The following is a 457-nucleotide window of genomic DNA, read 5'->3' as shown; positions in this document are numbered from 1 at the left end:
GACGCGGCTAAAGAAAGCGCACCAATGCGGCCAGTGTAATGACGGATGCCATCATCATCGCGCCCAATTTAATGATTAAGCGGTATTCGAGTTCACGCAAACGCATTTCGAGTTCACGCACACGCATATCCAAGTGGTCTTTTGTGACCAATGTGTCATCAATGATGCGGCGATGTTCAGCGGTAAATACTTCGGCTTGTTCTTGCGTAAAACCGACGGATTGCAGTTTTTTGACAAATTCATGGGTATCGAATGTGATAGTGGACATCGGTGTCGGCTCCATCAGGATTGCAATATTGATGATGCCAATATAGCAGTTTCGCAATTAAACCACATCGGATTGTAGGTTGGGTTGCCCGCGCACCGCGTCCCGCCAATCCACCGCCATCAATCGGGCAACCCAACATTCCCCGTTTTTGATTAAATCCCCCCAACCCCCCTTTGCAAAAGGGGGGGG

General features: G+C 49.5%; 1 protein-coding gene. It reads right to left on the bottom strand.

What is annotated here, in order from left to right; all coding sequences use genetic code 11:
* Positions 1-7: 7 nt before the first annotated feature.
* Complete coding sequence (locus HUK38_RS14790) at positions 8-268, bottom strand: CCDC90 family protein (RefSeq protein ID WP_182585066.1); 261 nt, start codon at positions 266-268, stop codon at positions 8-10.
* Positions 269-457: the final 189 nt, after the last annotated feature.

The organism is Thiospirillum jenense, assembly GCF_014145225.1.
GTDB classification, from domain to species: domain Bacteria; phylum Pseudomonadota; class Gammaproteobacteria; order Chromatiales; family Chromatiaceae; genus Thiospirillum; species Thiospirillum jenense.
The sequence above is the reverse complement of the archived record's forward strand: the minus strand, read 5'-3'. Positions and strand labels throughout refer to the sequence as shown.

Coding starts and splice junctions, on each gene's coding strand:
- HUK38_RS14790 (WP_182585066.1), bottom strand. CDS start 268: ATGTCCACTATCACATTCGATACCCATGAATTTGTCAAAAAACTGCAA.